The organism is Pseudonocardia sp. CA-107938 (genome assembly GCF_050936315.1).
GTDB lineage: Bacteria > Actinomycetota > Actinomycetes > Mycobacteriales > Pseudonocardiaceae > Pseudonocardia.
The window spans coordinates 47402-70778 of record NZ_JBNJNA010000002.1; the positions used below are offsets into that span (position 1 = coordinate 47402).

21 protein-coding genes are annotated in these 23377 nt (G+C 71.8%); 12 read left to right on the forward strand and 9 right to left on the reverse strand.

Annotated features, from left to right (window positions below):
• Positions 1–17 precede the first annotated feature (17 nt).
• A complete protein-coding gene (locus ACQEVB_RS33020; protein WP_432980954.1) occupies positions 18–485 on the forward strand; it encodes a MarR family winged helix-turn-helix transcriptional regulator in 468 nt (155 codons plus the stop codon).
• A 69-nt stretch (positions 486–554) separates the two neighbouring features.
• Positions 555–1178: a DedA family protein gene (locus tag ACQEVB_RS33025; protein ID WP_432980957.1), complete on the forward strand. Its 624-nt coding sequence runs from the start codon at positions 555–557 to the stop codon at positions 1176–1178.
• 27 nt (positions 1179–1205) lie between these two features.
• Here the strand turns inward: ACQEVB_RS33025 and ACQEVB_RS33030 are convergent, their stop codons facing one another.
• The 4 genes from ACQEVB_RS33030 to ACQEVB_RS33045 all read right to left on the reverse strand — a co-directional run bounded on the left by ACQEVB_RS33030 (position 1206) and on the right by ACQEVB_RS33045 (position 6400).
• Complete coding sequence (locus ACQEVB_RS33030) at positions 1206–3005, reverse strand: helix-turn-helix domain-containing protein (RefSeq protein WP_432980960.1); 1800 nt, start codon at positions 3003–3005, stop codon at positions 1206–1208.
• Positions 3002–4327, reverse strand: coding sequence for an MFS transporter (locus tag ACQEVB_RS33035; protein ID WP_432980963.1), 1326 nt, complete (start codon positions 4325–4327; stop codon positions 3002–3004). The genes ACQEVB_RS33030 and ACQEVB_RS33035 overlap by 4 nt, the downstream gene beginning before the upstream one ends.
• 11 nt (positions 4328–4338) lie before the next feature.
• The gene (locus ACQEVB_RS33040; RefSeq protein WP_432980966.1) at positions 4339–5085 is read right to left on the reverse strand and encodes a 3-hydroxybutyrate dehydrogenase; all 747 of its coding nucleotides are present in this window, start codon (positions 5083–5085) and stop codon (positions 4339–4341) included.
• 358 nt (positions 5086–5443) lie between these two features.
• Positions 5444–6400 carry a GlxA family transcriptional regulator gene (locus ACQEVB_RS33045; RefSeq protein WP_432980969.1) on the reverse strand — a complete coding sequence of 319 codons (957 nt, stop codon included), beginning with the start codon at positions 6398–6400 and terminating at the stop codon, positions 5444–5446.
• Between the two features lie 81 nt (positions 6401–6481).
• On the opposite strand from ACQEVB_RS33045, the gene ACQEVB_RS33050 reads away from it, so the two are divergent.
• Positions 6482–7537 (forward strand): zinc-dependent alcohol dehydrogenase family protein, encoded by a 1056-nt coding sequence (locus ACQEVB_RS33050; protein WP_432980972.1) that lies wholly within the window; start codon positions 6482–6484, stop codon positions 7535–7537.
• Here the strand turns inward: ACQEVB_RS33050 and ACQEVB_RS33055 are convergent.
• The 4 genes from ACQEVB_RS33055 to gltB all read right to left on the reverse strand — a co-directional run bounded on the left by ACQEVB_RS33055 (position 7514) and on the right by gltB (position 14334).
• On the reverse strand, positions 7514–8017 hold the full coding sequence (locus tag ACQEVB_RS33055; RefSeq protein ID WP_432980975.1) for a TA system VapC family ribonuclease toxin: 504 nt from the start codon (positions 8015–8017) through the stop codon (positions 7514–7516). The two genes, ACQEVB_RS33050 and ACQEVB_RS33055, sit on opposite strands and share 24 nt — an antisense overlap.
• Positions 7977–8216, reverse strand: a complete 240-nt coding sequence (locus ACQEVB_RS33060; protein WP_432980978.1) for a ribbon-helix-helix protein, CopG family — start codon at positions 8214–8216, stop codon at positions 7977–7979. The genes ACQEVB_RS33055 and ACQEVB_RS33060 overlap by 41 nt, the downstream gene beginning before the upstream one ends.
• Positions 8217–8321: 105 nt before the next feature.
• Positions 8322–9776 carry a glutamate synthase subunit beta gene (locus ACQEVB_RS33065; protein ID WP_432980981.1) on the reverse strand — a complete coding sequence of 485 codons (1455 nt, stop codon included), beginning with the start codon at positions 9774–9776 and terminating at the stop codon, positions 8322–8324.
• Entirely contained in the window at positions 9769–14334 is a 4566-nt protein-coding gene (gene gltB, locus ACQEVB_RS33070; protein ID WP_432980984.1) for a glutamate synthase large subunit, read from the reverse strand. Before gltB ends, ACQEVB_RS33065 begins: the two co-directional genes overlap by 8 nt.
• A gap of 655 nt (positions 14335–14989) precedes the next feature.
• Between gltB and tig the strand changes: the two genes are divergently transcribed.
• The 8 genes from tig (at position 14990) to ACQEVB_RS33110 (ending at position 22152) form a co-directional block, all read left to right on the forward strand.
• Complete coding sequence (gene tig / locus ACQEVB_RS33075; RefSeq protein WP_432980987.1) at positions 14990–16414, forward strand: trigger factor; 1425 nt, start codon at positions 14990–14992, stop codon at positions 16412–16414.
• 199 nt (positions 16415–16613) lie between these two features.
• Positions 16614–17216, forward strand: a complete 603-nt coding sequence (locus ACQEVB_RS33080) for an ATP-dependent Clp protease proteolytic subunit (protein WP_432980990.1) — start codon at positions 16614–16616, stop codon at positions 17214–17216.
• Positions 17217–17218: 2 nt separating this feature from the next.
• Entirely contained in the window at positions 17219–17893 is a 675-nt protein-coding gene (locus ACQEVB_RS33085) for an ATP-dependent Clp protease proteolytic subunit (RefSeq protein ID WP_432980993.1), read from the forward strand.
• A 159-nt stretch (positions 17894–18052) separates the two neighbouring features.
• On the forward strand, positions 18053–19330 hold the full coding sequence (gene clpX / locus ACQEVB_RS33090; protein WP_432980996.1) for an ATP-dependent Clp protease ATP-binding subunit ClpX: 1278 nt from the start codon (positions 18053–18055) through the stop codon (positions 19328–19330).
• Positions 19331–19339: 9 nt separating this feature from the next.
• On the forward strand, positions 19340–20158 hold the full coding sequence (locus ACQEVB_RS33095) for a hypothetical protein (protein ID WP_432980999.1): 819 nt from the start codon (positions 19340–19342) through the stop codon (positions 20156–20158).
• A gap of 114 nt (positions 20159–20272) precedes the next feature.
• On the forward strand, positions 20273–21640 hold the full coding sequence (locus ACQEVB_RS33100) for an OFA family MFS transporter (protein WP_432981002.1): 1368 nt from the start codon (positions 20273–20275) through the stop codon (positions 21638–21640).
• Positions 21637–21783: an MFS transporter small subunit gene (locus ACQEVB_RS33105; protein WP_432981004.1), complete on the forward strand. Its 147-nt coding sequence runs from the start codon at positions 21637–21639 to the stop codon at positions 21781–21783. The genes ACQEVB_RS33100 and ACQEVB_RS33105 overlap by 4 nt, the downstream gene beginning before the upstream one ends.
• Positions 21784–21873: 90 nt before the next feature.
• Positions 21874–22152: a DUF6457 domain-containing protein gene (locus ACQEVB_RS33110; protein WP_432981007.1), complete on the forward strand. Its 279-nt coding sequence runs from the start codon at positions 21874–21876 to the stop codon at positions 22150–22152.
• On the opposite strand, the gene ACQEVB_RS33115 is transcribed toward ACQEVB_RS33110, so the two are convergent.
• Entirely contained in the window at positions 22149–22568 is a 420-nt protein-coding gene (locus ACQEVB_RS33115; RefSeq protein ID WP_432985411.1) for a PPOX class F420-dependent oxidoreductase, read from the reverse strand. The genes ACQEVB_RS33110 and ACQEVB_RS33115 overlap by 4 nt on opposite strands.
• A gap of 111 nt (positions 22569–22679) precedes the next feature.
• On the opposite strand from ACQEVB_RS33115, the gene ACQEVB_RS33120 reads away from it, so the two are divergent.
• Positions 22680–23357: a hypothetical protein gene (locus tag ACQEVB_RS33120; RefSeq protein WP_432981010.1), complete on the forward strand. Its 678-nt coding sequence runs from the start codon at positions 22680–22682 to the stop codon at positions 23355–23357.
• The last annotated feature ends 20 nt before the right edge of the window (positions 23358–23377 follow it).

Below are 23377 nucleotides of genomic sequence, written 5' to 3' on the forward strand. Positions count from 1 at the left end.
GCGGGTAGGGTTCCGCCATGCCCGATCCCGACGCGGCTGCGCTGGCCGAGGACGTCATGGAGCACGTCCGGGCACTGCGCAAGCTGCTGCTCGGAGGCGGGCCGGAACCGCACGACGCGGGCGCGGCCGGCCTGACCGGCCCGCAGGTGGCGGCCATGGCCGCACTGGTCAAGGACGGTCCGGCCACCGTCACCCAGCTCGCCGACCGGCTGCACCTGAGCCACAGCACCACCTCGGGCATCGTCGACCGGCTGCAGGCCCGCGACCTCGTCACCCGCACCCGCGACGAGAACGACCGCCGGATCAGCCGCATCGCCGTCACCCCTCAGGTGCAGGACTACGTGCGCCGCATCCGCAGCAGCCCGTACGGCGGGCTGGTGGCGGCGCTGGAGCGCGCCACCCCCGCCCAGCGCGCCGCCGTCGTCGACGGCCTGACGACGCTGCGGGAACTGCTCGATCCGGCCGCGGAGCGCGCGGCGGGGTAGGGATCACCCCACCCCCGCCGGGCCGGTTGCACCACTGTGCGCTGGGGCGGTCGCGACGAGAGTCGAGCCGTGGATCTCTCCCTGGTGCTGCACAGCCCGCTGCTGCTGCCCACGCTGGCCGTGCTGGTGCTGCTCGACGCCCCGTTCCCGATGGTGCCGAGCGAGGCCGCGCTGATGTCCGCGTTCGGGCTCGCCGTCGGAGCGCACGAGTGGTGGCTGATCCCGTGCCTGGTCCTGACGGCGTTCGCCGGCGCGATCAGCGGCGACGTGCTGATGTGGCGGCTCGGCCGCACCACCCGCAAGCTGCCGGACGTCGCGCCGACCGCCTGGATCTCCGGCACCGTGCGCGAGCGGCCGGGTGCGGTGCTCGTCGGAGCGCGGTTCGTGCCGGCGGGCCGGCTGGTGTCCACCCTCGCCGCCGGCCGGGCCGGCGTGCCGTTCGGCAGGTACCTGCCGTGGGCGTCGCTCACCTCCGCGGCGTGGGCGGTCTACATGCTCCTGGCCGGCCTGGTCATCGCCCCGCTCGTCGGCGGCGACCCCGTCCGCGCCTTCGTGGCCGGGCTCGTCATGGCCGCGGTGCTCGGCGGTGCGGTGGCGGTGGTCCGGTGGGTGAAGCAGCGGTGGCAGCGGCGGCCGGTCCACCCCGACGTCACACACGGAGTCGGGTCCTCACACACGTTGCAGCATGTGTGAGGACCGCACTCGGTGTGTGACGTCGACCTACCGCCCGCCGCGCAGCCGGTGCAGGTGCAGCGCCAGCTGCACCTCCAGCGCGCGGTCCGGCCGTGTCCAGTCCGCCCCGAGCAGCGCGGCGACCCGGTCCAGCCGTTGCGCCACCGTGTTGACGTGCACGTGCAGCGCACCGGACGCGTGGCGCGGGCTGCCGCCGGCAGCGAACCACGCCTCCAGCGTGCCGACCAGGTCGGTGCCGCGGGCCGCGTCGTGGTCGAGGACCGGGCCGAGCACCCTGCGGACGTAGTCCCCGACGGCCCGGTCGTCGGCGGGGCCGCCGACGAGCCCCGCGAACCCCAGCTCCCGCGCCGAGCCGCTGCGCAGGCCCAGCGCGACCAGCGCGGTGGCGGTGCGCCGGGCCTCGGCCAGCGCGTCGCGCAGCCCGGCGCCGGGCACGACCGGTCCGGCCGCGGCCACGGTCACCGCCGGGTCGGCTGATCCCACGGCCGCCGCCACCGCGGACGGGTCGGTGCCCGGCACGGCCGCGACCAGCTCGTCGTCCCGCGTGCTGACCAGCCCGCGTCCGCTCCCGGCGTCCGTCGCCGCCAGCACGACCGCCCGGGACGGGCCGCGCGCCACGACGAGCACGTGCGGGCGCTGCAACCGCAGCCCGAGCAGGCGCCCGCGCTCCACGAGCCCGGCGTCCAGCTCCCCGGCGGGACGGGCCAGCAGATCGGCCAGCAGGTCGGTGCGCACGCGCTGGTCGGACTCGGCCGCCCGCAGCCGGAACAGCAGCACCAGTGCCGTCACCATCGCTGCGCGCTCCACGGTGCGGGCGCGACCCGCGTCGAGGTCACCTGCACCCAGCACCAGCGCGCCCAGCTCCTGCCCGGCCGCTCGCACGACGACCGCGCCCACACCGGCGTCGACCGCGAGCCGGCCGGTCTCCGCCGACCGGTGCACCGCGGCCACGCCGGCGAGGCCGCGGTCCGGGGCGTTGCCGTGCGCGGCGACGCGCTGCCCGTCGGCGTCGAGCACCACGACCCAGCAGCCCAGCAGCTCGCCCAGCGCGGCGGCGATGTCGTCGACGCCGCCGCCGGAGAGCACGACGTGGGTGAACCGGTCGTGGGCCTGTGCGGCCTCCTGGATGCCCGCGTGCGCGGCGGACAGCTCGGCCAGTGCCGCCGCGGTCTCCGCCACCCGCCGCGCCTGCACGAGCGAGACGGCGGCCAGCGCGGCGAGCGAGCCCAGCAGCGCCACCTCGGTGTGGGCGAACGGGCGCCGCGCCCGGTTCGCGGCGAACAGCACGCCCACGAACTCGCCGTCCACCAGCAGCGGGGTGCCGCAGATCGCGACGAGACCCTCCTCGTCGACCGCGCTGTCGATCTCCGAGGTGTGGGCGTAGCGCTCGTCACCGGGGTAGTCGGCCGTCCAGTACGGGCGGCGGGTCTGCGCGACCAGCCCGCCCAGCCCGGCGCCGGCGGGCAGGCGCAGCGCCTGGAAGCGCGCCGACACCGAGCCGGCCGTCGCCCGCATGTAGGTGTCGCCGCGTTCGGTGTCGGCCAGGGTCAGGTACGCGACGTCGGTGCCGAGCAGGCTGCGCGCCCGGCGCACGATGGCGTCGAGCACGCCGCCGGGGTCGGCGGCGGAGGCGAGGTCGCGCGCGGTGTCGACGAGCGCGGTCAGCTCGGCCCCGCGGCGGCGGTGCGCGTCGACGGCGGCTCGCACCTGCAGCGCGAGCCCGCGCACCTCGGCCGGCGCGTCGAGCTGCCGCGCGCGCTCGTCCAGGTGGTCCGCGGAGACGTCCTGGGCGAGCAGGCGCAGCAGCTCGACGGCCGGGTCGGTCACCCGATCATCGTGTCAGTCCGGTCCACGTCCGCGGCCAGGTCACGGTGGCGGGTCTCGGCGTAGGTGGCCACCGCCGCGATGGTCAGCAGCGCCGCCACCAGCACGTACGCGGCGATCGCGTAGCCGCTGCCAGTCGCGTTCACCAGCGCGACGGCGATGATCGGCGCCAGCCCGCCGGCCAGGATCGAGGCGAGCTGGTAGCCGATCGAGACGCCGGAGTAGCGCACCCGGGTACCGAACAGCTCGGACAGGAACGCCGCCTGCGGCCCGTACATCGCCCCGTGGAAGAGCAGCCCGCCGACCACCGCGAGCACGGCAGCGCCGAAGCTGCGCGTGTTCAGCAGCGCCACGAACGCGAACGCCCACACCCCGACGCCTGCGGCGCCCACCAGGTAGACGGGTCGGCGGCCGAACCGGTCCGACAGCGCCCCCCACACCGGGATCGTCACGAAGTGCACCGCCGCTCCGATGAGCACCGCACCCAGCACGAACGAGCTGGACAGCCCCAGCTGCTTCGTCGCGTACGTCGTGACGACGATCGTGAAGATGTAGTAGGACACGTTCTCGGCGAACCGCGCGCCCATCGCGGTCAGCACCTCGCGCGGGTACTGGCGCAGCACCGTCACGATCGGCAGCCGCGGCTCGACCTCGTGGTGGGCGGCCGCCTGCGCCGCCCGGAACACCGGCGACTCCTCGACCGACAGCCGCACCCACAGCCCGATCAGCACCAGCACCGCCGAGAGCAGGAACGGGATCCGCCAGCCCCACGCCAGGAAGTCGGCTTCCGGCTGGATCGCCGCGAGCAGCGCCAGCAGTCCGTTGGCCAGGAGCTGACCGGCCGGGGCGCCGGCCTGCGGCCAGCTCGCCCAGAACCCGCGGCGCGCCGGGTCGCCGTGCTCGGACACGATCAGCACCGCGCCGCCCCACTCGCCGCCGAGCGCGAAGCCCTGCACCAGCCGCAGCACCGTCAGCAGCAGCGGCGCGGCGAGCCCGATCGTCGCGTAGCCGGGCAGCAGCCCGATCGCGAACGTCGAGATCCCCATCATCAGCAGCGAGACGACGAGCAGCTGCTTGCGCCCGACCTTGTCGCCGAAGTGCCCGAACACCAGCCCACCGATCGGCCGGGCGATGAACCCGATCGCGAACGTGCCCAGCGCGAGCAGCGTGCCCGCCGCCGGGTCCGAGCCGGGGAAGAAGACCTTGCCGAACACCAGCGCCGCGGCGACGCCGTAGAGGAAGAAGTCGTACCACTCGACGGTGGTGCCGGCCATGCTGGCGGCGACCACGCGCACGATGTTCGTGCGCTCTCGGGACTCGGCCATTGAGAACCCTCCTAACGGGCGGACCAGCCGCCGTCCATCGACAAGGACACCCCGGTGATCGACGCCGAGGCCGGCCCCCACAGCACGGCGGCCAGCTCCGCGACCTCGTCCGGCTCGACGAGGCGCTTCACGGCGGCAGGCGCGAGCATGATCCGCTCGACCACCTCGGACTCCGCGATGCCGTGCGCGCGGGCCTGCTCGGCCACCTGCCCCTCCACCAGCGGTGTGCGCACGTATCCCGGGTTGATGCAGCTGCTGGTGACGCCGTGCTCGGCGCCCTCCAGCGCGATCACCTTCGACAGCCCCTCCAGCCCGTGCTTGGCGCTGACGTACGCCGCCTTGAACGGGCTGGCGCGCAGCCCGTGCACGCTGGAGACGTTCACGACCCGCCCCCAACCGTGCGCGTACATGTGCGGGAGGGTGCGCCGCGCCAGCCGGAACGGCGCCTCCAGGAGCACGCGCAGGACCAGGGAGAACCGGTCCGGGTCGAACTCGTGCACCGGCGCCACGTGCTGCAGCCCGGCGTTGTTGACCAGCACGTCCACCGTCGCGGGCAACGCGTCGACGGCGGCGAGGTCGGACAGGTCGCACTCGATCGCCTCGACGGGCAGGGAGTCGGCCAGCGCCTTCAACCCCACCGCGTCCCGGTCCACGGCCAGCACGTGCGCGCCGTCCGTGACCAGCCGCCGGGCCAGCGCCGCCCCGATCCCGGACGCCGCGCCCGTCACCAGTGCCGTCTTGCCGTCCAGCAGCGCCATGGACGGGAACGGTAGGCGCGGAAACCGCCGCCGATGGTGTGGTCCGACCACACAATCCAGGACGGAATGGTGTGCGCTGAAGGGAGGGGTCGCGGCGGCTCGGCCGGCACGTTGCGGTGATCAAGGGGAGAAGGTCGTCGACCAAGATCGCCGAGCGACCTTTTGCCCTTGATCAGATCCTGTTGGTCACACACGGGTCTCGGCTCGCGTGTTGATCATGGGCAAAACGTCGTAGTTCGATCTTGGGAAGCGACGTTTTGCCATGATCAACGACGTCTCAGCCGGCACCGCCGAATCTGCTCCGGCCGGCGGTGCCCCTGAGCGCCTCGACGACGTCTTTGTCGAGGGCCGGCCTGGATCAGCTCCCTGCCACCGCGAACTGCCGCCGGTAGACCGTGGGCGTGATCCCCAGCGTCCGCACGAAGTGGTGGCGCAACAGCGGGGCAGAACCGAAGCCGGTCTCGGCAGCGACGTTCTCGACGGTGAGCCGGGTCTCCTCCAGCAGCTCCTGCGCCCGGGCGACGCGCTGGCGGGTGACCCACCCGTGCGGCGAGTCGCCGATCTCGGCGCTGAACCGGCGGGTCAGTGTGCGGGTCGACATGCCGGCGCGGGCGGCCATGTCCTCCACGGTGAGCGGCTGCTGCAGGTTGTCGGTGATCCAGTCGAGGAGGGGCTGGAGCGTCGGGTCGGCGTGCCGCAGCGCCGGCCGCTCGATGAACTGCTTCTGGCCGCCCTGGCGGTGCGGCGCCACGACCATGCGCCGGGCGATGCGGTTGGCGATGGCCGTGCCGTGCTCGCTGCGGACCAGGTGCAGGCACGCGTCGATGCCAGCGGCCGTGCCGGCGCTGGAGACGACGACGCCGTCCTGCGCGTAGAGGATCGACGGCTCGACGTGCACGCGGGGGTAGCGGCGGGCGAGGTCGTGGGCGTAGCGCCAGTGGGTGGCCACCGTACGGCCGTCGAGCACGCCGGCGGCGGCCAGCGCGTACGCGCCGGTGCAGACCGACAGCACGTACGCGCCGCGCTGCTCGGCGCGCCTGATGACGTCGAGCACCGCAGCACTCGGCGGTTCGGTGACCGGCGACGACGGGAGCGCGATCAGATCTGCGGTGTCGGCGGCCGACAGCGGGTCGGCGGCGGTGATCGCGGCACCGTGGCCGACGGTCAGCGGGGTGCCGGGGTGCTCGGCGCAGACACGGAAGTCGAACCGGGGCACGCCGTCGTCGGAGCGGTCGATGCCGAAGACCTCAACCAGGGTCCCGAACTCGAACGCCGCCACCGGCGGCTGCAGCACGACGGCGATCCTGCGCAGCATCGTCCGAGTATGGCCGGATCTTGTGCATGAGTATCTCGTGCGCCACTGTTCGGCGATGTCGACCACCGCAACCATGTCGGCATGACCGTTGCACCATCCACCATGCGCGCCTGGACCACCCGCGGACTCGGCATCGACGACCTCGCCGAGGAGACCGTGCCGGTGCCCGTCCCAGGACCGACCGACGTGCTGGTGCGCATGTCCGCCGTCGGCCTGAACTACCGCGACCTGCTCGTCGTCGGCGGGGTGGACGGGTGGCGCCCTGCCGCCCCGGTCGTGCCGATCTCCGACGGTGCCGGCGTCGTCGTCGCCGTCGGGGACGCGGTGACCGCCTGGCGGCCGGGCGACCGCGTGTCAGCGGCGTTCCTGCCGCGCTGGCGGTCCGGCCCGCTCACCCGCGAGACGTACGTCGCGCCGGTCGGCGGACCGGTCAACCGCGGCATGCTGGCCGAGTACGTGCTCCTCGACCAGGACGAGGCCGTGCGCGCGCCCGAAACCCTCGACGACGTCCACGCCGCCGTCCTGCCCGCCGCCGGCGTGACCGCGTGGCACGCGCTCGTCCGCCGCAGCCGGGTCCAGGCCGGTGAGACGGTGCTGGTCCACGGCACCGGCGGCGTCGCCCTGTACGCGGTGCAGATCGCGCTGGCACTGGGTGCACGCGTCATCGTCACGTCCGGCAGCGACGAGAAGCTCGCCCGCCTGCGCGAGCTCGGCGACGTCCTGACGATCAACCACCGCACTGCCGACGTCGCCGCCGAGGTGCTGGCCCTCACCGGCGGCGAAGGAGCGGACCACGTGGTCGAGACGGTGGGCGGCACCAACCTCAACGTGTCGCTCGCATCGGTGCGCATCGGCGGCACGATCGCGTTCATCGGCCTCATCGCCGGCCGCGCCGCCGAGATCAACACGTACGAGTTCGTGACCCGCAACGTCACCGTGCACGGCATCGAGACCGGCTCGCACGAGATGTTCGCCGAGCTCGCCGCCTTCGTGGACGAGCACGGCATCGTGCCCGTCCTCGACTCCGTGCACCCCGTCGAGGACGTGCGGGAGGCCCTGCGGCACCTGGAGCACGGCGCGCACTTCGGGAAGATCGCGGTGACCCTCCCCGGCTCAGCCGTTGCGTTGTCCGGGTAGGTCGACCGCGGGATCGAACCACGGCACACCGAAGCGGGCGAACCCGCGATCCGCGGTCGCCACGGTGCCCCCGTGCGAGGCGGCCAAGGCGGCGATCCAGGCATCCGGCACGAGGTTCCCGCGGATCTGGCGGTCGGCCGCAACCAGCGTGCTGAAGCGGCTCCAGGTGGTGTCCGTAGCTGGGCAGGGATGCGCGCGCGATCCGCTGCGGAGAACCTCGACGAACCCGAGTGCATCGTCGGTCGGCGCCGGAGTCGCCAGGATGCGTGGATTGGTCACGATCCGCACGAAGCCGGTGAGCACCGTTTCCGGCAGCGCCAGCTCGTCCGCGCCAGCGACGATCCGGTTCAGCCACCCCGCGTACCGATCGTGCAGCTCGGCTTCTCGGCGGTAGGCGTACACGAGCACGTTCACATCGGGAATGATCATCAGCGCCGGATCATCGCAGCCCGTCGGCGTCCAACGCGGCCCACACCGCATCCCGATCGGTGATGTCGACGAGGAACCTTCCGCCAGGGTCTCCGAAGGCGGGCAGTTCGCGCGTCGCAGAGGGTGGGGTGCTCGCCATCACAAGGCGCAGGCCTTCCTCGATCAGGCTGGTCACGGTGCGGCCCTCCGCCGCAGCGCGAGCTTTGACCGCTTCGGCGAGGGAATCCGGGAGGTTCACCGTAGTGCGCACGCATACGAGCATACGCGTCGATATGGCGGTGTGCCCCGGAACCCTGGCCGGACGACGCAGCCCCGCCGGAAAGCGCCCGGCGGGGCTGTGACGTCGACCGGCGACCTACGCGATCGGCCGGTCCGTCGGCTCGATCGGCCGCGGCAGGACCGTCCGCCCGGTCAGGTAGGCGTCCACCCCGGCCGCCGCCGCGCGGCCCTCGGCGATCGCCCACACGATCAGTGACTGGCCACGGCCCATGTCACCGGCCGAGAACACGCCGTCGACGGAGGTCATGAACTGCTCGTCGCGCGCGACGTTGCCGCGCCCGTCGATCTCGACGCCCAGGTCGGTCAGCAGCTTGCCCTTCTCCGGCCCGACGAAGCCCATCGCGAGCAGGACGAGCTGCGCGGGCAGCTCCTGCTCGGTGCCCTCGATGGGGACGAACCGGCCGTCGGCGTCGCGCTGCACCTCGACGATGCGGATGGCGCGCAGCTTGCCCTCGTCGTCGGCGAGGAACTCGGTGGTGTTGACCGAGAACAGCCGCTCCCCGCCCTCCTCGTGCGCGGAGGAGACGCGGTAGACCATCGGGTACGTCGGCCACGGCATGCCGGCGGTGCGCTTCTCCGGCGGCGTCGGCATGATCTCCAGCTGCGTGACCGACGCGGCGCCCTGCCGGTGCGAGGTGCCGAGGCAGTCGGCGCCGGTGTCGCCACCGCCGATGATCACCACGTGCTTGCCCTCTGCCGAGATGGGCGGCGCATCGATGTCGCCCTGCTGCACGTGGTTGGCCCACGGCAGGAACTCCATCGCCTGGTAGACGCCCTCGACCTCGCGGCCCTTGGCCGGCAGGTCGCGCCACGCGGTGGCCCCGCCGGCCAGCACGACGGCGTCGAAGTCGGCCCGCAGCTGCTCGGCGGTGATGTCGGTGCCGACGTCGACGGACGCGCGGAAGAGCGTGCCCTCCTCGCGCATCTGCGTGAGCCGACGGTCGAGCCGCGACTTCTCCATCTTGAACTCGGGGATGCCGTAGCGCAGCAGCCCGCCGATTCGGTCGGCCCGCTCGAACACGACGACGTCGTGCCCGACCCGGGTGAGCTGCTGCGCGGCGGCGAGCCCGGCCGGCCCGGAGCCGACGACGGCCACCTTCTTGCCGGTCTTCGTGACCGGCTTCTGCGGGGTGACCCAGCCCTCGTCCCACGCCCGGTCGATGATCTCGATCTCGACCTGCTTGATCGTGACGGCGTCGTCGTTGATGGCCAGCACGCAGGCCGCCTCGCAGGGTGCGGGGCAGAGCGTGCCGGTGAACTCCGGGAAGTTGTTCGTGGCGTGCAACCGCTCCGACGCCGTGCGCCAGTCCTTCCGGTAGACGAGGTCGTTCCACTCCGGGATGAGGTTGCCCAGCGGGCAGCCCTGGTGGCAGAACGGGATGCCGCAGTTCATGCAGCGGCCGGCCTGCTTCTCCAGGGTGTCGCGGGAGAAGTCCTCGTAGACCTCTTTCCAGTCCAGGAGTCTCAGGTCGACGGGGCGGCGGGTCGGGCCCTGACGGGGGGTCGTCAGGAAGCCCTTCGGGTCACCCATGAGCGGCCTCCATGATCGCGGCGTCGACGTCGCGGCCCTCCGCCTCGGCGGTGGCCTGCGCCTGCAGGACGCGCTTGTAGTCCTTGGGCATGATCTTCGCGAAGCGGCCGACCGACTCGTCCCACTCGGTGAGCAGGCGCTTCGCCACGGCCGACTCGGTCTCGGCGTAGTGCCGCTCGACGGCGTCGCGCAGGAACGCGCGGTCGTCGTCGTCGAGCGGGTCGATGTCGACCATCTCCGGGTTGACGCGGCCGCGCGGCGCGTCGAGCACGTAGGCGATGCCGCCGGACATGCCGGCCGCGAAGTTGCGGCCGATCTTGCCCAGCACGACCACGCGCCCGCCGGTCATGTACTCGCAGCCGTGGTCGCCCACGCCCTCGACGACGGCCAGCGCGCCGGAGTTGCGCACGCAGAACCGCTCGCCGACCACGCCCCGGACGAAGATCTCGCCGGACGTGGCGCCGTACAGGATGACGTTGCCGGCGATCACGTTCTCCTCGGCCGTGAACGGCGCCGACGGGTCGGGCCGCAGCGTGAGCCGCCCACCGGACAGGCCCTTGCCGAAGTAGTCGTTGGTGTCGCCGACCAGGCGCAGCGTGATGCCCTTGGGCACGAACGCGCCGAAGCTCTGCCCGGCCGAGCCGGTGAACGTGACGTCGATCGTGTCGTCGGGCAGGCCGTCGCCGCCCCACCGCTTGGTGAGCTCGTAGCCGAGCATCGTGCCGACGGTGCGGTTGACGTTGCGGACCGGCAGGTCCAGCCGCACCTTGTCGCCGGACGACAATGCGCCCTCCGACAGCTGGATCAGCGTGTTGTCCAGCGCCTTCTCCAGGCCGTGGTCCTGGCTGCGGGTGCGCAGCCGCGCGGTGCCCGGCGGCAGCTCCGGCATCGTGAAGATCGGCCGCAGGTCCAGGCCCTGGGTCTTCCAGTGCCGGACGGCGTCGTCGGTGTCGAGCACCTCCGCGTGCCCGACGGCCTCGGCGATCGAGCGGAACCCGAGCGCCGCCAGGTACTCGCGGACCTCCTGCGCGATGAAGCGCATGAAGTTCACGACGTACTCGGGCCGCCCGTCGAACCGGGCGCGCAGCTCCGGGTTCTGCGTCGCGACGCCGACCGGGCAGGTGTCGAGGTGGCAGACCCGCATCATGATGCAGCCCGACACCACCAGCGGCGCGGTGGCGAAGCCGAACTCCTCGGCGCCCAGCAGCGCGGCGATGACCACGTCGCGGCCGGTCTTCAGCTGCCCGTCCGTCTGCACGACGATGCGGTCGCGCAGGTTGTTGGCGAGCAGCGTCTGCTGCGTCTCGGCCAGACCCAGCTCCCACGGGCCGCCCGCGTGCTTGATCGACGACAGCGGCGACGCGCCCGTGCCGCCGTCATGGCCCGAGATGAGCACGACGTCGGAGTACGCCTTCGCCACGCCCGCCGCGACCGTGCCGACGCCGACCTGGCTGACCAGCTTCACGTGGATGCGGGCGCGCGGGTTGGCGTTCTTCAGGTCGTGGATGAGCTGCTTGATGTCCTCGATCGAGTAGATGTCGTGGTGCGGCGGCGGGGAGATCAGCCCCACGCCGGGCGTGGAGTAGCGGGTCTTCGCGATCCACGGGTAGACCTTCGCGCCCGGCAGCTGACCACCCTCGCCGGGCTTGGCGCCCTGCGCGATCTTGATCTGCAGGTCGTCGGCGTTGACCAGGTACTCGCTGGTGACGCCGAACCGGCCGGACGCCACCTGCTTGATGGCGCTGCGCCGGGAGTCGCCGTTCTTGTCCGGGGTGAACCGGTCGGCGTCCTCACCGCCCTCGCCCGTGTTGGAGCGGGCGCCGAGCCGGTTCATGGCGATGGCCAGCGTCTCGTGCATCTCCTTGGAGATGGAGCCGTAGGAGATCGCGCCGGTGGAGAACCGCTTCACGATGTCCTCGACCGACTCCACCTCGTCCACCGGCACCGGCGGGCGCACGCCCTCCTTGAACCGGAAGAGCCCGCGCAGCGTCATCAGCCGGTGCGCCTGCTCGTCGACGGCCTTCGTGTACTCCTTGAAGATCTCGTACCGGCCCTGCCGGGTGGAGTGCTGCAGCTTGAAGACGGTCTGCGGGTTGAACAGGTGCAGCTCGCCCTCGCGCCGCCACTGGTACTCGCCGCCCACGGTGAGCGCGCGGTGGTTGGGGCGCACGCCGTCGGGCGGGAACGCGCGGCGGTGGTGCTTGAGCACCTCCTCGGCGAGCACGTCGAAGCCGACGCCGCCGAGGCGGGACGTGGTGCCGGTGAAGCAGGTGTCGATGACCTCCTGGCCCAGCCCGATGGCCTCGAAGATCTGCGCGCCGGTGTACGACGCGACCGTCGAGACGCCCATCTTCGACATGGTCTTGCGCACGCCCTTGCCGAGCGCCTTGACCAGGTTCTTCGCCGCCGTAGCCGGGTCGACGCCGGGGATGTCGCCGCGCAGCGCCATGTCCTCGACGGTGGCCATCGCCATGTACGGGTTGACCGCGGCCGCGCCGAAGCCGAGCAGCAGCGCGATGTGGTGCACCTCGCGGGCGTCGCCGGACTCGACGACCAACCCGACCCGGCTGCGCTTCCGCTCCCGCACGAGGTGCTGGTGCACCGCGCCGACGAGCAGCAGCGACGGGATCGGCGCCAGGTCCTTCGTGACGCCGCGGTTGGACAGCAGGATCAGCCGGGCGCCGTCCTCGATGGCCTCCGACACCTGCGTGCAGATCTCGTCGAGGCGCCGCTTGAGGCCCGCGCCGCCCTCGGCCGCGCGGAAGGTGCCCATGGCGGTGACGGCGGTGAAGCCCGGCTTGTCGCCGTCGTCGTTGATGTGGACGATCTTGGCGAGGTCGTCGTTGCCCAGCACCGGGAACGGCAGCACGATCGTGCGACAGCTCGCCGGCGACGCGTCGAGCAGGTTCTGCTCCGGCCCCAGCTGGCTGGTCAGCGCCGTGACCAGCTCCTCGCGGATCGCGTCCAGTGGCGGGTTGGTGACCTGGGCGAACAGCTGGATGAAGTAGTCGTAGAGCTGCCGCGGGCGCTCCGAGATCGCCGCGATCGGCGCGTCGTTGCCCATGGAGCCGATCGGCTCGGCGCCGGTGGCCGCCATCGGCTTGAGCAGGACCGACAGCTCCTCCTCCGTGTAGCCGAACGCCTGCTGGCGCAGCTCCAGCGCGGAGTGCCCGGGGATCTCGCGCTCCCGCTCCGGCAGGTCGCGCAGGTGGATGAGCCCGGCGTGCAGCCAGTCGGCGTACGGGTGCTCCGCCGACAGCGCGCCCTTGATCTCGGCGTCGTCGACGACCTTGCCGGCGTCGGTGTCCACCAGGAACATGCGGCCCGGCTCCAGCCGGCCCTTGCGCACCACCTGGTTCGGCGCCACGTCCAGCACGCCCACCTCGGACGCGAGCACGACCGTGCCGTCCTCGGTGATCCAGTAGCGGGCCGGGCGCAGGCCGTTGCGGTCGAGCACCGCGCCGATCTGGGTGCCGTCGGTGAAGCAGACGAGCGCGGGCCCGTCCCACGGCTCCATGAGGGTGGAGTGGAACTCGTAGAAGGCCCGGCGGGCCGGGTCCATCTCGGTGTGGTTCTCCCACGCCTCCGGGATCATCATCAGCACCGCGTGCGGCAGGCTGCGCCCGCCCAGGTGCAGCAGCTCCAGCACCTCGTCGAACGTGGCGGAGTCGCTCGCGTCCGGGGTGACGATGGGGGAGAGCCGAGCCAGGTCGCCCGGGATCAGGTCGCTCTCCAGCAGCGCCTCGCGGGACGCCATCCAGTTGCGGTTGCCGCGCAGCGTGTTGATCTCCCCGTTGTGCGCCACGTAGCGGTACGGGTGCGCGAGCGGCCACGCCGGGAACGTGTTGGTGGAGAACCGCGAGTGCACGACGGCCAGCGCGCTGGTCACCCGCTCGTCGGCGAGGTCCGGGTAGAACGCCTCGACCTGCGGCTCGGCCAGCATCCCCTTGTAGACGATGGTGCGCGGCGACAGGCTCGGGAAGTAGGTGCCGGTGGCGTGGTCGGCCCGCTTGCGCAGGCAGAACGTGCGCCGCTCCAGCTCGATGCCGGTCTCGCCGGCCTTGCCCGCGACGAACAGCTGGCGGAACGCCGGCATGGCCGCGCGGGCCGTCGGGCCCAGGTCGGCCGCCTCGACGTCGGTGGGCAGCTCGCGCCAGCCCAGCACGACGAGACCCTCCTCGTCGGCGATGCGGTCGATCTCCGCGACCGCGGCGTCGGCCTTCGCCACGTCGACGGGCAGGAACGCGATGCCGGCCGCGTACGCGCCGGCGGCGGGCAGGTCGAAGTCGACGACCGCCCGGAAGAACTCGTCCGGGATCTGGAGCAGGATGCCGGCGCCGTCACCGGTGTTGTCCTCGGCGCCGCGGGCACCGCGGTGCTCCAGCCGGAGCAGGGCCGTGATCGCCTTGCGGACGATGTCGTGGGAGCGGCGGCCCTTCAGGTCGGCCACCATCGCGACACCGCAGGCGTCGTGCTCGAACTCGGGAGAGTAGAGCCCACCGGCCGACGGGGGGAGCGGGACACTGGCAGGACCGGTCCCGTGGTTCGTCTCAGCCAAGAGTGACCTCCTGTCGTCTCGGTGCACCCCGACCTCAAGGCATCGGGACGACGCTGCTGAAAGTGGAGAGAGGGTACGTGACTAAGCTGTCCGGGCGCCCGTCGAAGGACGCATCGGAGCAGCGCGCAGTGCCGAAGGGCCGAGGGTTTGTGGCCGCGGACGCCGGCACGACGACCGGAGCCGTGGTGGGCGTCGGCCGGGCTGTGGTGCTGAGTGCAGTGCGCACGCGTCAGTGGGTGCGGTCTTCCGTCGCACAATGTCGCATGCGGTAGCCGGAATCCGCCAGACGGAACGGGAGTGACCAGCGCAACCTCCCGTTCACATTGCGGGACACCGCCGATCGGGTAGTCCGGCATGACCTGGACCACGTGGCCCCGCTCACGCACACCGTCGGGCGCTCACGCACAGCGTCGAACGTGTGCGCGGGCGCGCGGAGGTGTGCGTGAGCGGGGCGAGCGTGGGCCGCCCGACCGCTCGCGCGCGCACCGCCTAGACTCGACGGGCCCGGCCGTGCGCCTGCCGGCCCTGCTCGCAGGGCTTGCGCCGACCGCGGCGACGAGCCAGATCGCCCGCCGGTGGCGAGCGGCGCGGGAGCCGGTGCGGCGCCCGGCCGCCGTCGCACGTTCCACCAGTTCCACCGATCGAGGAGTACGCAGTGAAGAGCACCGTCGAGCGGCTGAGCCCGACCCGGGTCCGCATCAACGTCGAGGTGCCGTTCGACGAGCTCAAGTCCGACTTCGACCGCGCGTACCGCTCGCTCGCCAACCAGGTCCAGGTCAAGGGCTTCCGCAAGGGCAAGGTGCCCGCGCGGGTCATCGAGGCGCGCGTCGGTCGCGGCCCGATCCTCGACGAGGTCGTCAACGCCGCCATCCCGCGCAGCTACGAGGAGGCCGTCACCGCCTCCGCGGAGAAGGTGCAGCCGCTGGGCCGCCCGGAGATCGAGGTCACCGAGATCGCCGACGGCGAGCGCATCGCGTTCACCGCGGAGGTGGATGTGCGCCCGGAGATCGCGCTGCCGGACCTGAAGTCGATCGTGGTGTCGGTCGACGACGTCGAGCTCGACGAGGCCGACGTCACCGAGCAGCTCGACAACCTGCGCGCCCGCTTCGGCACCCTCACCGGGGTCGACCGGCCGGCCGCGAAGGACGACTTCGTGCTGATCGACCTCTCCGCCACCGTCGACGGCAAGCCCGTCGAGGAGGCCCAGACCACCGGCTTCTCCTACCAGGTCGGCCAGGGCGGGCTCATCGACGGCATCGACGAGGCCATCACGGGCCTGTCCGCCGGCGAGGAGAAGGTCTTCACCACCAAGCTGGTCGCCGGCGAGTTCGAGGGCCAGGACGCCGAGGTCACCGTCAAGGTCACCGCGGTGAAGGAGCGCCACCTCCCCGACGCCGACGACGAGTTCGCGCAGCTGGCCAGCGAGTTCGACACGCTCGACGAGCTGACCGAGGACCTGCGCACCCGGCTCGGCCGCGTGCGGCGTATGGAGCAGGTCACGGCGGCCCGCGACAAGGTGCTGGACGCGCTCGTCGAGGCCACCGAGGTGCCGCTTCCCGAGGGCATCGTGCAGGCCGAGGTCGACAACGCCGTGCACGACGCGGTGCACCCGTTCGACCACGACGAGGACAAGTTCGCCGAGTCGCTGGTCGAGCAGGGCAGCTCCCGCGAGGAGTTCGACACCGAGACCCGCGCCGAGGCCGAGAAGTCGGTCCGCACCCGCCTCGTGCTCGACGCGCTGGCCGACGCCCAGGAGGTCACCGTCTCCGAGCAGGAGCTGACCGAGCGCATCGTCTTCCAGGCCCAGCAGTACGGACTGGCGCCGGAGGAGTTCGTGCGCCGGCTGCAGGAGGCGCAGCAGCTGGGCGTGCTCTACGCGGACGCGCGGCGCTCCAAGGCGCTGATGCTCGCCGTCCGCGAGGCCACGGTCACCGACTCGGCCGGCGCGGCGATCGACATGTCGGAGTTCCTCGGGACGGACGAGGACGAGGCGGCGCAGGCGGGGACCGAGACCGAGGCCGAGACCGAGGCCGAGGAGTCCACCGAGGAGCCGGCCGCGTCGAGCACGGGCTCGGCCTGATCTCCGGGCCGGTGCGCGACGGGTTCGCACGCCCAGAGCGAACAACCCGGGTGTGCGGCCCGTCATCGGCCGGTTTCCGCGTAGGGTCTGGAAACGTGACAGGGGCTTACCGAGTGATCGGCGAAAGCAGGGTGAAGTGAGGGATCAGGTGAATCGTCGGGTCGGGTCCCCGTTGTCGCGCAGCGGTTCCGGGGTCGCCATGGGATTGTCGGACTCGGTGTACGAGCGGCTCCTGCAGCAGCGCATCATCGTGCTGGGCCAGGAGGTCGACGACGACATCGCCAACCGGATCTGCGCGCAGCTGCTGCTGCTCGCGGCGGAGGACTCCGACCGCGACATCATGCTGTACATCAACTCGCCCGGCGGGTCGGTGACGGCGGGCATGGCGATCTACGACACGATGCAGTGGATCAAGCCGGACGTGCAGACGGTCGCGATGGGCATGGCCGCCTCGATGGGGCAGGTGCTGCTCACGTCGGGCGCGCCGGGCAAGCGGCTGGCGCTGCCCCACGCCGAGGTGCTGATGCACCAGGGCTCGGCGGGCGTCGGTGGCGACGAGTCCGACATCGTCATCCAGGCGAAGCGGCTCACCCGCATCAACAAGGACCTCGCGGAGCTGACCGCCCGGCAGAGCGGCCAGACGGTCGAGACCATCATCCGCGACTCCGACCGCGACCGCTGGTTCACCGCGCAGGAGGCCAAGGACTACGGCCTGATCGACGCGATCATCCCGATCGGTCAGTTCGCCCGCGGATTCGAGGGCGTCGACTCGACCAATGGCAGCACGAACGGAGCGTCGTGACGATGGACGATTCATTCCGCGCTATGTACCAGCCGGGTCTGAACCCGCAGTCGGTCTACAACGTGCAGTTCGAGGAGCGCACCAACTACGGCGTGCGCACGATGACGCCGATCGCGAAGCTGTTCGAGGAGCGCATCATCTTCGTCGGCGGCACGATCGTCGGCGAGGCCGCCGACCAGCTGATGGCGCAGCTGCTCGTGCTGGAGTCGCTCGACCCCGACCGCGAGATCACGATGTACATCAACTCGCCGGGTTCGGGCCCCAACGACGAGTACGCCGACGACATCTACTCGCTCACCGCGGTCTACGACACGATGCAGTACGTGCGGCCCGACATCCGCACGGTCTGCCTCGGCCAGGCGGTGTCCACGGCGGCGGTGCTGCTCGCGGCCGGCGCGCCGGGCAAGCGGCTCACCGTGCCGAACGCCCGTGTGCTGATCCGGCAGCCGCGCAGCGGTTCGCCGCGTCGCGCCCAGATCACCGACCTCGAGATCAAGGCCAACGAGGTGTCGCGCACCCGGCAGCTGCTGGAGTCGACGCTGTCGCGGCACACCGGTCGGCCGGTCGAGGACGTGCGGCTCGACATCGAACGCGAGAAGATCCTCACGGCCGAGGAGGCCAAGGAGTACGGGATCGTCGACGAGATCATCCAGAGCCGCAAGCTTTCCGCGGTCTGATCGTCTACGGTTCTCCAGCTACAAGCCAGGAACTGCTCGACCGGTCGGCGCGTCACCCGAAACTCCGGGGTGCTGGTGCTCCCGCGGGGACGCGTCGACCGGGTACCGTCACAAGGGCGCGTCGTACGGGCGCGCCAGATGGGACTGGGGTCTGCACTCATGGCACGCATCGGTGACGGCGGTGACCTGCTCAAGTGCTCCTTCTGCGGGAAGAGCCAGAAGCAGGTCAAGAAACTCATCGCCGGTCCAGGCGTCTACATCTGCGACGAGTGCATCGATCTCTGCAACGAGATCATCGAGGAGGAGCTGGCCGAGGCCGGTGAGGTCAAGCTCGACGAGCTGCCCAAGCCCGCCGAGATCCACGACTTCCTCGACCAGTACGTGGTCGGCCAGAGCCAGACCAAGCGCACGCTGTCGGTGGCCGTCTACAACCACTACAAGCGCATCCAGGCCGGCGACAAGGGTGGCCGCGACGGCGACGCCGTCGAGCTGGCGAAGTCCAACATCCTGATGCTGGGCCCCACCGGATGCGGCAAGACCTATCTCGCGCAGACGCTGGCGAAGCTGCTGAACGTGCCGTTCGCGATCGCCGACGCCACCGCGCTCACGGAGGCCGGCTACGTCGGCGAGGACGTCGAGAACATCCTCCTCAAGCTGATCCAGGCCGCCGACTACGACGTGAAGCGCGCCGAGACGGGCATCATCTACATCGACGAGGTCGACAAGATCGCCCGCAAGTCGGAGAACCCGTCGATCACGCGCGACGTGTCCGGCGAGGGCGTGCAGCAGGCACTGCTGAAGATCCTCGAGGGCACCACGGCGAGCGTGCCGCCCCAGGGTGGGCGCAAGCACCCGCACCAGGAGTTCATCCAGATCGACACGACGAACGTGCTGTTCATCGTGGCCGGCGCGTTCGCCGGGCTGGAGAAGATCATCGGCGATCGGGTCGGCCGCCGCGGCATCGGCTTCGGCGCGGAGATCCGGTCGAAGAACGACGTCGAGTCGGCGGAGAGCTTCGCCGACACGATGCCGGAGGACCTCATCAAGTTCGGGCTGATCCCCGAGTTCATCGGCCGGCTGCCGGTCGTCGCGTCCGTCACGTCGCTCGACAAGGAAGCCCTGGTCAAGATCCTCACCGAGCCGCGCAACGCGCTGGTGAAGCAGTACCAGAAGCTCTTCGAGATGGACGGCGTCGAGCTCGAGTTCACCGACGACGCCATGGAGGCGGTCGCCGACCAGGCGATCCTGCGCGGCACGGGTGCCCGCGGCCTGCGGGCGATCATGGAGGAGGTCCTCCTCCCCGTGATGTACGACATCCCGAGCCGCGACGACGTGGCCAAGGTGGTCGTCACCGAGCAGACCGTGCGCAGCAACGTCAACCCGACGATCGTGCCGCGCACCCCCGCGCGTCGCGAGCGGCGCGAGCGCTCCGCCTGAGCCAGGCCCGTGCACGGCCTCCTGCGCAGCGTCGCGCTGGTGGTACTGGTGTTCGGGCTCGCGGGGTGCGGCGCCTCCGAGCCTCCGCCCGCCCCGGCGCCGACCACGCCCGCGCCGCCACCTGCTGCCGACGGCACGAACGTCGAGGCCTGCCGTGACGGTGCGTGCGAGATCCGCGTCGACGGGCCCGTGGGGATCCCCGTCGACGAGCGGTACGGCACGCAGGCGCTGCAAGTGACGGCCGTGGGCGGCGGTGCGGTGACGGTGACGGCCACGATGTCGCGGTCGTCCACGATCTACTCCGACTGCCCGGTGGGCGACTGCGCGTCGGCCTCGGTGCGGTCCAAGGCCACCGGACCGGACGACCCGCAGGTCGTCGAGGTGCGGGCACCGGCCGGCTACATCGTGCGGTTCCCCGCGCTCACCATGACGTCCAGCGCGGTCGTCGGTAGCTCGGCCGTGCTGCGGCTGGCACATCCGGAGGCGGTGCACGGCAGCGACCTCGCCGCCTGCCGCGACGGCGACTGCGCGGTGGCCGTCCCCGGTCCCGTCACGATCCCGCTCGATCCGCAGCTCGGCGCGGGCGGCGAGCTCCGGGTCACCGCCGTGCTGCCCGAGGCACTGCGCGTCGAGTTCACGGTGCCGGTGGGCAGCGACCTGCGCGTGTCGTGCGGTGGCGACGACCTCGCCCGGTGCCCGACCACCGCGCGCGGCGGCCGGGTTCAGAGCACGGTCCTGCTGGGCGGCCAGATCACGTTGCCGAAGCTGCGGATCGTGCCGGCCGCCATCGACGGTGGCAGCGCGGTACTGCGCCTGAGACCCCCGTGAAACTTCGCTCACCTACGCTGATTCGACACTTCGGAAGCCGTTGCGCAGACGAAGTGTTGTGTCTAGGTTTCGTTGATCAGTGACGCATCGGTGCGCGCGAGGGGGACCAACTACATGGCCGCCGGATTCCTGTCCCGTGAACGGATCGTCGCCTCGCCCGGCTGGAGTCGCTGGCTGATCCCACCTGCCGCGCTGTCGATCCACCTCGCGATCGGCCAGGCGTACGCGTGGAGCGTGTTCAAGCCGCCGCTGGAGAAGGGGCTGGGGATCTCCGGCGTGGCGAGCGCGCTGCCGTTCACGCTCGGCATCATCATGCTGGGCCTCTCGGCCGCGCTGTTCGGCACGAAGGTCGACGCGAACGGGCCGCGATGGGCCATGGCCGTGTCGTCGGCGTGCTTCGTCTCCGGCTTCCTGATCTCCGGCATCGGCCTGTACCTCGGCCAGTACTGGCTGGTGGTGCTCGGCTACGGGTTCGTCGGCGGCATCGGGCTGGGCATCGGCTACATCTCGCCGGTCTCGACGCTGATCAAGTGGTTCCCCGACCGGCCGGGCCTCTCCACCGGCATCGCCATCATGGGCTTCGGCGGCGGTGCGCTGATCGCCTCGCCGCTGACCAGCCAGCTCCTCGGCGCGTTCGGCGCCACCGGCAGCACGCCGTCCGTCCCGGGGATCGGCACGACGTTCATCGTCATGGGCCTGATCTACGCGGTGTTCATGTCGGTCGGTTGGCTGCTCATCCGGGTCCCGGCCGACGGCTGGTCGCCCACGGGCTGGGATCCGGCCACCGCGAAGCAGGGCGTGCTGATCAGCCGGGGCAACGTCTCGGCGGCGAACGCGATCAAGACACCGCAGTTCTGGCTGCTGTGGGTGGTGCTGTGCTTCAACGTCACCGCCGGCATCGGCATCCTGGAGAAGGCGGCGCCGATCTTCCAGGACTTCTTCGGCGGTGCGGCCGTCGCCGCCGCGGCGGCGAGCTTCGTGGCGATCCTGTCGCTCGCCAACTCGCTGGGCCGCATCCTCTGGTCCTCGACCTCGGACCTGTTGGGCCGCAAGAACATGTACCGCTTCTACTTGGGCGTCGGCGCGCTGCTGTACCTGACCATCACGCTCACGACCAACGCCAGCCAGCCGCTGTTCCTGGTGTGCTGCCTGTTCATCCTGAGCTTCTACGGGGCCGGGTTCGCCACGGTGCCCGCGTACCTGCGCGACCTGTTCGGCACCTACCAGGTGGGCGCCATCCACGGCCGGCTGCTCACCGCGTGGTCGACGGCCGGCGTGCTGGGGCCCGTCATCGTCAACGCGATCGCCGACGCGCAGAAGGCCGCCGGGGTGACCGGCCCGTCGCTGTACACCCTGTCGTTCTCGATCATGATCGGGCTGCTCGTGATCGCGTTCGTGTGCAACGAGCTGATCAAACCGGTCGACCACCGGTTCCACGAACCGGAGCAGACCGGAGCCCGCGCGGAAGGAGCGTCCGCATGACCGCGAGCGCGTCGGAGAAGCCCAGCGCCACGTGGGGACCCGGGCAGTGGGTGCTCGCGGTGCTGCTCTGGCTGTGGGTGCTCGTCCCGTTCGGGTACGGCCTCTACCAGCTGCTGATCAAGATCCCGGCGCTGTTCGGCTGAGCGACCCGGGTCACTCCGCAGCGTGTGAAGGTTGTCGCACTCTGCGGCCACGCGCGGCGGGGAGGCGTCGCGTGGGGCTACCGTTCTGGGATGCCTGCCAGTAGCGAAGCGACCGCCCTGTACGACTGGGTCGCCTCCGTGGCCGCCGAACTCGACATCGAGGACGCGGTCGACCACGACGCGATCGTCGACACCGTGCTCGACCTCACGGCCGACGTCGCCCACAACGTCAGCCGCCCCGGAGCGCCCATCACCGCGTTCCTGGTCGGGATCGCCGTCGGTCGCGCCGACAACCCCAAGGTCGCCGCGCGTGACCTGGTCGCGAAGGTCGCGAAGCTCTCCGAGGACTGGACGGTCGAGGGCTCCTAGCCCGTGACGTCGAAGTCCGCCAGCACCTTCACGGGGCACAGCCGCACCAGGAGCTCGCCCTCCACGCCGTTGCGCTTCCCGAACTCCTCCCCGCGCTCGGCACCCATGTAGCGGGTGCCGATGCGGGTGGCCCACTCCTGCAGATCCGGATGGTTCTCGGCCACCGTGGCCGTGCCCTGCACCTGGACGTAGGCGTACGGCGGCACGCTGTCGTCCACGCACAGCGACAGCCGCGGATCGCGGGACAGTGCCCGGCCCTTCGCCGAGGTCGCGTACGTGGTGAACACGAGCTCGCCGGTCGCGTCGTCGACCACGAACCAGACGGGCGCCACCAGCGGCCGCCCGTCCTTCGCGGTCCAGCCCAGCTTGCCCGTCCGCGTGCCTTCGGTGAGGAACGCGCGCACCTCGTCGGTCATACCGTCCACCAGGCCCACCCTAAGCATCCGTACGGGCGGCGCTCCGTGGCGCACCGCCGGTTCGCGATGCAGGATTGACGTATGCGGACGGTGTGTGGAATTGCGCGGAGCGTGCAGCGGTTGGCGGCCCGCCGCCGTCCTGCGCCGACGCCCGTGCCGCCGGTCCGGCTGCTCGCCGTGGGGCGCCGCCCGCTGATCGTCGACCGGCTCGGCCCGCAGCGCCACGGCGGTGCCGTGCTCGACCAGGTCGACGGCACCACCTGCGGCAGCGCGGTCCTGGTCGCCCTCGCGGCGTGGGCGGAGCCCGCCGAGCTGGAGCGCCTCGACGGCACCGGCCGGGCCGCCGCGGGCGCCGGCGGGTCCGCCCCGTTGGGGTTCGGCGCCCGCTACGACGTGCGGCAGCTGCAGGTGCACCGCGAGTCCACCAAGTACTGGCCGGCCGCGCTGGGCACCTCGCCGTGGGGGATGGTGGCGTGGCTGCGCCGCAACGCCCCCGGCGCCGGCCCGTACCGCGTCCGGCTCGTCGACGACGTGTCCGCCGACGACGTCGACGACGCCATCACGGCCGTCGACGCCGCGCTGGCCGCCGGCCGCCCGGTGCCGCTGCTCATCGGCACGTTCGTCCCGCGCCACTACGTGATGGCGACGGGCGCCGGCCCGGCCGGGTGGCGGGTGTACGAGCCGACCAGCGGCGAGGTGCGGGAGGTCCCGCGCGACACGGTGCGCGCCAGGGCCACGGCCGGTCTCCTGGGCTTCGACCGCCTGCACGCCGTCCTGCTGCCCACCTGAGCTGAGCCGGCGACCTCACA